Source organism: bacterium (assembly GCA_016873475.1).
Taxonomy (GTDB): Bacteria; Krumholzibacteriota; Krumholzibacteriia; order JACNKJ01; family JACNKJ01; genus VGXI01.
The window spans coordinates 1-9,835 of sequence record VGXI01000117.1 but is presented as its reverse complement, the minus strand read 5'-3'; the positions used below and the strand labels follow the sequence as shown (position 1 = coordinate 9,835).

At 67.8% G+C, this 9,835-nt stretch carries 9 protein-coding genes; 6 read left to right on the top strand and 3 right to left on the bottom strand.

Features of this window, described 5'->3' with window-relative positions; genetic code table 11:
* On the bottom strand, positions 1-327 hold a 327-nt coding region (locus FJ251_10140; GenBank protein MBM4118078.1), incomplete at its 3' end, for a flagellar motor stator protein MotA.
* 178 nt (positions 328-505) lie between these two features.
* Here FJ251_10140 and FJ251_10135 point away from each other — a divergent pair.
* Genes FJ251_10135 through FJ251_10110 form a run of 6 tightly spaced genes read left to right on the top strand, consistent with a single transcriptional unit; the run spans position 506 to position 5,880 of the window.
* Positions 506-1,735, top strand: a complete 1,230-nt coding sequence (locus FJ251_10135; GenBank protein ID MBM4118077.1) for an ABC transporter substrate-binding protein — start codon at positions 506-508, stop codon at positions 1,733-1,735.
* Positions 1,736-1,741: 6 nt separating this feature from the next.
* Positions 1,742-2,647 carry a branched-chain amino acid ABC transporter permease gene (locus FJ251_10130; protein ID MBM4118076.1) on the top strand — a complete coding sequence of 302 codons (906 nt, stop codon included), beginning with the start codon at positions 1,742-1,744 and terminating at the stop codon, positions 2,645-2,647.
* Positions 2,647-3,666: a branched-chain amino acid ABC transporter permease gene (locus FJ251_10125; GenBank protein ID MBM4118075.1), complete on the top strand. Its 1,020-nt coding sequence runs from the start codon at positions 2,647-2,649 to the stop codon at positions 3,664-3,666. Before FJ251_10130 ends, FJ251_10125 begins: the two co-directional genes overlap by 1 nt.
* Entirely contained in the window at positions 3,663-4,439 is a 777-nt protein-coding gene (locus FJ251_10120) for an ABC transporter ATP-binding protein (protein MBM4118074.1), read from the top strand. The genes FJ251_10125 and FJ251_10120 overlap by 4 nt, the downstream gene beginning before the upstream one ends.
* Positions 4,432-5,139, top strand: a complete 708-nt coding sequence (locus FJ251_10115) for an ABC transporter ATP-binding protein (protein ID MBM4118073.1) — start codon at positions 4,432-4,434, stop codon at positions 5,137-5,139. Before FJ251_10120 ends, FJ251_10115 begins: the two co-directional genes overlap by 8 nt.
* Positions 5,140-5,145: 6 nt before the next feature.
* On the top strand, positions 5,146-5,880 hold the full coding sequence (locus FJ251_10110) for a queuosine precursor transporter (GenBank protein ID MBM4118072.1): 735 nt from the start codon (positions 5,146-5,148) through the stop codon (positions 5,878-5,880).
* Here FJ251_10110 and FJ251_10105 read toward each other — a convergent pair.
* Both FJ251_10105 and FJ251_10100 read right to left on the bottom strand, forming a co-directional pair.
* On the bottom strand, positions 5,877-8,900 hold the full coding sequence (locus FJ251_10105; protein ID MBM4118071.1) for a type I restriction endonuclease subunit R: 3,024 nt from the start codon (positions 8,898-8,900) through the stop codon (positions 5,877-5,879). The genes FJ251_10110 and FJ251_10105 overlap by 4 nt on opposite strands.
* A 280-nt stretch (positions 8,901-9,180) precedes the next feature.
* Positions 9,181-9,835: transcriptional regulator (locus FJ251_10100; GenBank protein MBM4118070.1), on the bottom strand; the 655-nt coding region annotated here is incomplete at its 5' end.

Sequence of the window (9,835 nt, the reverse complement as noted above, 5' to 3'; positions counted from 1 at the left end):
GATCGGGCTGTTGTGCGGATCGCCGACGTCCTCTTCCATCGCGAGCAGGCCGCCCTTGCGGATCTTCGAGAAGACCTCGAACTGCATCTTCAGCAGCTCGAGGTAGGTGGCCTTGGTGTAGGGCGAACCCTTGAAGACCACGGGCAGGGCGCGCAGCAGATGCTTGAGCACCTTCGGCGGCGAGCCCAGCAGGACGATGCCGACCGCGGCGCCGATGATGATGATCAGCTCCGCCGGCTGGAAGAGCACGGCGAAGGGGCCTTTGGTGTAGGCGTAGCCTCCCACCACGGCGAAGATGACGACGAGGACACCGATGATCGCCAACATGCTCGGCAGCCGGTCCTTCGCAGTAGGGTCTCGTGCTGGCCGGGCGCCGTCTTCTCGTGGCGCCCCGCCCTTCTGGCTATCGGCAGTCGAGGGAGGCCGCTTGAGGCGGAACCGCCGCCCTTCGCCATTGACCGCCCCCGCCCCGCGGTGCTAGCTTCCGCACTGATTTCAACGGGTTATGGGTGCAATCCCCCTGCCAAGGAGGCCTCGCGTGCGGACCCTTTCTCGCTCCCGCCGTCCCCTCGCGCTCCTCGTCCTGCTCGTGCTCGCGCTGAGCTGCGCCAAGAAGGGCGGCCAGCTCAAGATCGGGGAGTACGGCTCCCTCACGGGGGACAAGGCGACCTTCGGCACCTCCACGCACAACGGGATCCAGATGGCGCTGGACGAGGCGAACGCCGCCGGCGGGGTCGGCGGCATCCCGATCGCCCTCGTCACGGAGGACGACCAGGGCCGGCCCGAGGAGGCGGCCACGGCCGTCAACAAGCTGATCGTGCAAGACCAGGTGATCGCCGTGCTCGGCGAGGTCGCCAGCTCGAACTCCCTGGCGGCGGCGCCGATCTGTCAGGAGGCGGCAGTGCCGATGATCACCCCCTCCTCGACGAATCCGGCGGTCACCGAGGTCGGCGACTACATCTTCCGGATCTGCTTCATCGATCCTTTCCAGGGCACGGTGATGGCGCGCTTCGCGCGCGAGTCGCTGCGGCTGTCGACGGTGGCCGTTCTGCGCGACGTCAAGAGCGACTACTCGGTGGGATTGGCCGGCTACTTCACGCAGGAGTTCACGCGCCAGGGCGGCACGATCACCGGCGACGAGAGCTATCAGCAGGGCGACGTGGACTTCAAGGCGCCGCTGACCGCGTTGATCGCGCGCATGCCGGAGGCCCTCTATGTGCCCGGCTACTACACCGAGGTCGGCCTGATCGCCCGGCAGGCGCGCGAGTTGGGCTACAAGGGGTCGCTGCTGGGCGGCGACGGCTGGGACTCGCCCAAGCTCACCGAGATCGCCGGCGAGGCGATCGGCGGCAGCTACCTGAGCAACCACTACTCGACCGAGGACCCGAACCCCGTCGTGCAGGGTTTCATCAGCAGCTATCGCACGCGCTTCGGCGAGTCGCCGGACGCCATGGCCGCGCTCGGCTACGACGCGATGCGCCTGCTCGTGCACTGCCTGCGAGAGCTCGCCGCCGCGGATCCGGAGGCGCTCGCCGCGCTGGCCGGCACCGGTGGCGACGCGGCCGCCCGTGCCGCCGCCCGCGCCCGCCTGCGCGATCTGATCGCCGCGACCCGGGGCTTCTCCGGCGTGACGGGCGAGATCTCGCTCGACGCGAACCGCAACGCCATCAAGCCGGCCGTCGTGCTCGAGATCCGCAACGGCCAGTTCCGGTTCCGGGAACGGATCGGGAGCTAGCCGGCGATGCAGGAACTTCTGCAGCAGCTCGTCAACGGCATCACCTGGGGCAGCATCTACTCGCTGATCGCCCTGGGCTACACGATGGTCTACGGCATCCTGCGCTTCATCAACTTCGCCCACGGCGACGTCTACATGGTGGGCGCCTACATCGCCTACTACCTCGTCGCGGCCTTCGGGATGTCCAGCGGCGGCGCGCCGCCGGCAGCGGCGCTGGCCGTGATCCTCGGCGCGATGGCGGGGGCGGCCCTGCTGGGCATCATCATCGAGCGGCTGGCCTACAAGCCGCTGCGCCGGCAGCCGCGGCTGACGGTGCTGATCACGGCGATCGGCGTGTCGCTGTTCCTGGAGAACGCCGGCATCCTGGTGTTCGGCGCCGACCCCAAGTTCTTCCCGCAGATCTTCGCCGCGCGCTCGGTGCGGCTGCCGGGCGGCGCCCTGACGACGAGCCACCAGCTCCTCGTCCTCGGCGGCGCGCTCGTGCTGATGGTCGGCCTGAGCCTGATCGTCTACCGCAGCCCAATCGGGCGCGCGATGCGGGCGCTGGCGTATAGCCGCGACGTGGCCAGCCTGATGGGCATCCCCACCGATCGCATCATCACCTTCACCTTCGCGCTGGGCTCGGCGCTGGCCGCCGCGGCCGGCGTGCTGGTGGCGCTCTCGACCCCGCGCATCGACCCGCTGATGGGGTTGATGCCGGGCCTGAAGGCCTTCGTGGCGGCGGTGCTGGGCGGGATCGGCAACATCCCCGGCGCCATGCTGGGCGGCCTCGTGCTCGGCCTCGCCGAGACCCTGGTTTCGGGCTACGTCTCCTCGACCTATCGCGACGCGATCGCCTTCGCGCTCCTGATCATCATCCTGCTCGTGCGGCCGGCGGGGTTGCTCGGCCGCGCCGTGACGGAGAAGGTCTGATGCGCCGCGCGCTCCTCCTGCGCGGCGCGCTCACGGCCGGGCTCGTCCTGCTGCTCTTCGCGCTCGAGAAGCTCTTCCCCCACCTCGTGAACCCCTATGCCGAGCGGCTGATGATCCTCTCGGGCATCAACATCATGCTCGCCGTGAGCCTGAACCTGATCAACGGCTTCACGGGGCAATTCTCGCTGGGGCACGCGGGCTTCATGGCGATCGGCGGCTACACGAGCGGCTACTTCGCCATCCGCTTCGGGCCGGGGATCCTGGGCGCGCTGGGCGCCACGCCCGCCGATCCCGGCGCGGGCGCCGCGCTGATGCTCGTGCTCGGCCTCGCGATCGGCGGCGGCGCGGCCGCGCTGGCCGGGCTTCTGATCGGCATCCCCACGCTGCGCCTGCGCGGGGACTACCTCGCGATCGCCACCCTGGGCCTCGGCGAGATCATCCGCGTGGTGATCCTCAACATCGACGCCGTGGGCGGCGCGCGCGGACTGAACAACATCCCCGGCTACACGAGCTTCTTCTGGGTCTACCTGCTGGTCGGCCTGACGCTCGCCGTGCACTGGAACCTGGTGCGCTCCCGCCACGGGCGGGCCCTGCTCGCCGTACGCGAGGACGAGGTGGCGGCCGAGTCGCTGGGCATCTCGACGACGCGCTACAAGGTGCTGGCTTTCGCCGTGGGCGCGGCCTTCGCCGGCATGGCGGGCGCGCTCTTCGGGCACTACCTGCGCTACCTGAACACGAACAGCTTCAGCTTCCTCAAGAGCTTCGAGGTCGTGATCATGGTTGTGCTGGGCGGCATGGGCTCGCTCACGGGCTCGGTGTCGGCGGCTATCTTGCTCACGCTGCTGCCCGAGTTCCTCAGGCCGATCAAGGCCTACCGCATGGTGATCTACTCGCTCCTGCTGATTCTCCTGATGCTCCTGCGCCCGCAGGGCATCTTCGGGGCGGGCGAGCCGCGCTACGGCGCGCTGCGGCGGCTCTGGCCGGGACGCCGCGCGCCCACGCCCGGGGCCGAGTCGTGAGCGCGATCCTCCAGATCGAGGGCCTCACGATCGCCTTCGGCGGCCTCAAAGCCGTGGCCGAGCTCGACCTCACGGTGCGCGCGGGCGAGCTGGTGGGGCTGATCGGCCCCAACGGCGCCGGCAAGACGACGGTCTTCAACGCGATCACGGGCATCTACCCGCCGACGGCGGGCCGCCTGCTGCTGGGCGGCGAGTCGATCGGCGGCCGGGCGCCGCATCGGGTCGCGCGGCTGGGCGTCGCGCGCACCTTCCAGAACATCCGCCTCTTCGGCGCGCTCTCGGTGCTGGACAACGTGCGCATCGCCTGCCACCAGGGCGCGGCGAACAGCGTGCTGGCGGCGGTGACGCGCAGCCCCGCCCACGCGCGCGCGGAGGCGGCGATCACCGAGCGCGCCCGCGCGATGCTCGCGCTGATGGAGCTCGCGCAGTACGCCGACTGGCCCGCGCGCATGCTGCCCTACGGCCTGCAGCGTCGGCTCGAGATGGCGCGGGCGCTGGCCACGGGCCCGCGCCTGCTGCTGCTCGACGAGCCCGCCGCGGGCATGAACCCGCAGGAGACGGACGCGCTGATGGCGCTGATCCAGCGCGTGCGCGGCGAGTTCGCGCTCGCCGTGCTCCTCGTGGAGCACGACATGCGCGTGGTGATGGGCATCTGCGAGCGCGTGGCGGTGCTCGACTACGGCGTCAAGATCGCCGAGGGCACGCCGGCGGAGATCCGCCGCGACCCCAAGGTGATCGAGGCCTACCTGGGCCCGGAGGCCGCGCATGCTTGAAGTGCGCGAGCTCGTGTTGCGCTACGGCGCCATCGAGGCGCTGCACGGCATCTCCCTGCGCGTGGAGGCGGGGCAGATCGTCACGCTGATCGGCGCGAACGGCGCCGGCAAGACGAGCGCTCTGCGCGCGATCTCGGGGCTCGAGCGCGCCGCGGCGGGGAGCATCTGGCTGGAGGGCGAGGAGATCACGCGCCTCGCGCCGCACGAGATCGTGCGCCGTGGCGTGATCCACGTGCCCGAGGGCCGCGGCATCTTCGCCAACCTCACGGTGCGCGAGAACCTGGAGCTGGGCGCCTGGCGGCGGCGCGATCGCGCGGGCATCCGCAGCGATTTCGAGCGCGTCTGCGGGCTCTTCCCGCGACTCGCCGAGCGCATCCGGCAGTCGGCGGGCACGCTCTCGGGCGGCGAGCAGCAGATGCTCGCGATCGGCCGCGGGCTGATGGCCGCGCCGCGCGTGCTCCTGCTCGACGAGCCCTCGCTGGGGCTCTCGCCGATCCTCGTGGCCATGATCTTCGAGATCATCGGCACCATCCACGCGGCAGGGACGCCCATCCTTCTGGTCGAGCAGAACGCGCGGCTGGCGCTGAAGGCCGCCGATCAGGCCTTCATTCTCGAGACCGGCCGCGTGGTGCGCTCGGGTCCGGCCGCCGAGCTGGCCGAAGATCCGGCCGTGGCGGCCGCCTATCTGGGCGCGGGCTAGGCAGCGATGCGCTACCGCTACTTCGACCTGCTCGTCGCGCTCTTCGTCACCGTGCTCCTGGTGAGCAACATCGCCTCGTCGGCGAAGATCATCGACTGGGGCGTGGCGCTCTTCGGCACGCCGCTCATCTTCGACGGCGGCACGCTGCTCTTCCCGCTGAGCTACCTGTTCGGGGACCTGCTCACCGAGGTCTACGGCTATCGGCGCAGCCGCCGCGTGATCTGGCTCGGCTTCCTCGCTGCGGCCCTGATGAGCGGGCTGCTCTGGCTGATCGGCTGGCTGCCCGGCGAGGCGAGCTGGCGCACGGCGATCGGCGACGAGCGCTACCGGGCGATCCTCGGCGGCGTGAGCAGCGGCGCGATCGTGCTGGCCAGCCTGGTCGCCTACTTCGCCGGCGAGTTCGCGAACTCCTTCGTGCTCGCCAAGCTCAAGATCGCCACGCGCGGGCGCTGGCTCTGGACGCGCACGATCGGCAGCACGCTGGTGGGCGAGGGCCTGGACACGGTGCTGTTCGTCTCGATCGCCACCTGGCTCGGCGTGCCGGGCTTCCTGCCCGCGCTCTGGGTGCCGCTGGTGGTGACGAACTACCTCTTCAAGTGCGGCGTGGAGGTAGCGCTCACGCCAGTGACCTACTGGGTGGTCGGCGTGCTCAAGCGCCGCGAGGGCGTGGACGTCTACGACCGCGGGACGAACTTCAACCCGTTCCGGTGGGAAGCCGGCGAGGGCCCGCGCTACAGCTAGACGGAAGGCGGCGGACTCGCTGCCGGCACATCGTAGGTCAGCCCAAAGACGGTGTCCTTCAGCCAGCGCTGGAAGCCCTCGTTGTCCACGAACTGCTTGAAAAGCTCCGTATCATCATTCAGCACCGCCGTCATCACTCGCACGAGGGCTTTGTCGTGCTCGATGCGCGCGTTCTGACGATCCGAGTTCCGCCTCGCGTTCTGGTAGGCCTTGTCAGCCGCCACCCGGTTCGGTATGTCCTCCGTGATCAGCCGATGCACGCGGTCCACATCGCTCCACTGAATGTGGCCGAACTGGTCGTTGAAGGTCTTCACGATGTTGGAGAGGCGGTCCATCTCGGGTTCGAGGAGATGGCCGCCCCCGGCGCCCGGGATGGGCTCGATCTCGGAATCCTTGTCGGGAAGCAGGATGCTGATCGCCGCCCGCTTCTCTGCGCGGTAGCTGTCCATGTCGATCGTTTCGAGAATTCCTTTGGCGAGATCGGGATCGATCGGCGCCGGTAGCTTCGGCACCAAGAAGTTCAGGAAGATCGACAGCTTCTCCCATTCCGCATTGATGTAGGGGGAGATCGCGGAGAGGAAGCCATAAGTACGCAGGAAGGCCTTGGCCTTGCCCTTGAAGTCGACCTGGGCGTCCTCCTCGAGTGAGCCGATGTACTGGGCGACGCAGGCGTCGAGAATGGGATCCAAACGGTCCCGCTCTGCCCCACCCAGGTAGAGTGCCACCAACTCGTCCACCTGCGTTGCATCGTAGACTTGGTAGCCGTCGAGGGCGTCTCTCAGATCGTGCAACTTGTCGGGATCGGTCTCTTCGGCCAGGACCGTCGTGCGGTAGTAGTCGGCGAAGGCCGCCTGGATTGTGTCGGCATCGTTCATGAAGTCGAGCACGAAGACGCTGTGCTTCTTCGGATGCGCACGGTTCAGCCGGGAGAGCGTCTGCACGGCCTTGATGCTCGAGAGCACCTTGTCCACGTACATCGTGTGCAGCAGCGGCTCGTCGTAGCCGGTCTGGAACTTGTCGGCGCAGACGAGGAAGCGGTAGGGGTCCTGCTGGATCTTGTCCGCGATCTGGCCCGAGGGGAAGCCATTGAGCGAGGCTTCGCTGACCTTCACGCCCCCGTACTCGTGCTCGCCTGAGAACGCCACGATCGCCTGGTAGCGACTCTTGCGCTCTGCCAGGTAGTCACGGATGGCGTGGAAGTACTGGATGGCGCGCTCGATGCCACTGGTCACCACCATCGCGCGCGCCTCGCCACCGATCAGGTTCCGGGCGAGCACTTGCTCATGGAAATGGTCCACCATGATCTCGGCCTTGAGCCGGATCGCGTGGTCGTGGCTCTCAACGTAGCGCCGCAGCTTCTTCTTCGCCTTCTTCGTGTCGAACTCGGGATCGCCTTCGATCTTCTTGACGAGCTTGTAGTAGCTCTCGACCGGTGTGTAGTTCGCAAGCACGTCCAGGATGAACCCTTCCTTGATCGCCTGCTTCATCGTGTAGCTGTGGAAGGGCCGGTGCTTGACCTTGCCGTCGACCGGCGGCTCGGGGGCGCCGAAGATCTCAAGCGTCTTGTTCTTGGGCGTAGCGGTGAAGGCGAAGTAGCTGGCGTTGGGCAGCAGCTTCTTGGCCTCCATCAACCGGTTGATCTTGTCCTCGAAGGTATCATCGTCCTCTTCGGCGCCTTCGGGCGAGAGCGCCCGCGACAGCGCGGCCGAGGTGCGGCCGCCTTGGCTCGAGTGCGCCTCGTCGATGATGATCGCGAAGCGCCGGCCGCGGTGCTCGCTGCCGATCTCATCGAGGATGAAGGGGAACTTCTGCACCGTGGAGATGATGATCTTCTTCCCCTCGGCGATGAACCGGCGCAAGTCGCCCGAGTGCTCGGCGTGGCCCACTGTGGCCCCCACCTGGGCGAACTGCTTGATCGTGTCGCGGATCTGCTGGTCGAGGATCTTGCGGTCGGTGACGACGATGATCGAGTCGAAAACCGCCCCGTCGTCCTTCTTCAAGCCGATGAGCTGGTGGGCGAGCCAGGCGATGGAGTTCGACTTACCGCTGCCCGCCGAGTGCTGGATCAAGTAGCGCTTGCCGGCGCCGCCCGCCCGCGCGTCGGCCAGTAGCCGGAAAACGACATCGAGCTGGTGGTAGCGCGGCCAGATCTGCGCGGTCTTGTTCCTGCCGGTCCGCTCGTCCTTGGTCTTGACGATCTGGGCGTAGTTCTCGAGGATGTCGGTCAGCCCATCGCGCGTGAGGATGCGCTTCCACAGGTAGTCGGTCTTGAGGCCGTTGGGATTCGGCGGGTTGCCTGCGCCGTCGTCCCAGCCCTGGTTGAAGGGCAGGAACCAGGAGCTCTTGCCCTTCAGGTGCGTGCAGAAGCGCACCTCGTGGTCGTCCACGGCGAAGTGCACCATGCAGCGACCAAACTCGAAGAGCCGCTCACGCGGGTCGCGGTCGCGCTGGTACTGCTGCTCCGCGTCACTGACCGTCTGCTTGGTCAGGCTGTTCTTCAGCTCGAAGGTGGCAACCGGCAGGCCGTTGATGAAGAGGCCCAGGTCGAGGGCGCGCTGCGCCTCGTCGCGGCTGTAGCGGAGTTGGCGGGTGACGCTGAAGTGATTGGCGGCGTAGCGCTCGACGGCCTTGGCGTTGCCCGGCGAGGGTGTGCCGTAGAAGAGGTCCACGCTGTGCGGCCCGTGCTTGAGGCCGTGACGCAGTACGTCGATGGTGCCGCGCTTGCTGATTTCGCCCTGGAGCCGCGCCAGGAACTTGCGCCGCGTGGGCCCCTCCTGGCCGAGATCGAGGGCGTCGGCCACCGCCGGCTGCGTCTCGCGCAAGAACGCCGAGAGCTGCGCGAGGTCGATGCAGTACTCGCGGTCGTAATCTTCCTGGCGCCCGCAAATCCAGCCGGCGCTGTAGGCGGCCGGGCGCTCGCGGAAGGCGCCGGCGGGGATCGTTCCGGGATCGCAGGGCGAGCCGGTGAGGGAGGCGCAGATCAGCCGCTCGAGGCCGCGCTCGCTGGTGTCAGTGCTCATCGGACGACCTCTGTCGCTCTGCCGGCGTTCGGCTCCATCAACTTCCCATCAACCAAGCTCGGCTAGGCCCCGATAGAGACTTCGTGCCACGGTCCCGCGGCCGGAGAGCTGGGCTGTCTTTGCTCGGCCCTTTGCTCGGCCCTTTGCTAAGCTCTTTGCTAAACAGAACGGCCGCGTCCAGATCTAGCAATAGACACAACGCAAGGATCGACAAGCACTTAGTGTCAAGGCGGGCATCTTCAAGGGTCCAGTTGGCGGCCGTTCTCGCTGGTTCCTTTGCTTACCCCTCGCCCAGCTCCTTGAGGGCATGCCACGCCGGTTGACCGCGGGAGCCGAGATTGTCGATCTTCCCCGCCCGCCGCAGCTCTTGCATGAGATTGTGGATCCTGTGCCGTTTCTGCTCCGGGGTCAATCGGTCCGGCAGCTTCGGCATGAGAAGCTGATCAACGTCCTTGCGCGTCACCGGGCCGTGTTCGCGCACAAGGGCCAAGATCAGGTCGAGGTAGTACTGCTTGTCGAAACCCCGCTCGCGGATGTGTCGGCCCGCGTCGCCGGCGGCCCTTGCGACGGCACTGGCCACAATCAGGTTCGGATAGCGGCCCTCGACCAACCCGGCGGCTTTCAGGCCACGGTGCTCGTCCCGGCCAATCCTCTGCCCCTTCTGCACCCGGTCAAGAAGCATGACCTGACCGAGGACCAAGTCAGTGCGCTCCATCAGGAGCCGCGTGTAGCGCTCGTCCAGGATCCGACCCGTTAGGCTCACGGCGACCCGCCCCGGCTCGGTCAGGTCATAATCCGGCAGCGGGAACGAGCGTCGCCGCTGAGTCTCGAACATGCGCTTGATGCCCCCGCCTTGGGTGTCGATCAAGTTCAGCTCGACCATCGCGTCTGCCAGAAACGGGTTGCGGTAGAGGGCTTGCGGCGCGTCCTGTCGG

Coding starts and splice junctions, on each gene's coding strand:
- FJ251_10115 (MBM4118073.1), top strand. CDS start 4,432: ATGCTTGAAGTGCGCGAGCTCGTGTTGCGCTACGGCGCCATCGAGGCG.
- FJ251_10105 (MBM4118071.1), bottom strand. CDS start 8,900: ATGAGCACTGACACCAGCGAGCGCGGCCTCGAGCGGCTGATCTGCGCC.
- FJ251_10110 (MBM4118072.1), top strand. CDS start 5,146: ATGCGCTACCGCTACTTCGACCTGCTCGTCGCGCTCTTCGTCACCGTG.
- FJ251_10130 (MBM4118076.1), top strand. CDS start 1,742: ATGCAGGAACTTCTGCAGCAGCTCGTCAACGGCATCACCTGGGGCAGC.
- FJ251_10135 (MBM4118077.1), top strand. CDS start 506: ATGGGTGCAATCCCCCTGCCAAGGAGGCCTCGCGTGCGGACCCTTTCT.
- FJ251_10125 (MBM4118075.1), top strand. CDS start 2,647: ATGCGCCGCGCGCTCCTCCTGCGCGGCGCGCTCACGGCCGGGCTCGTC.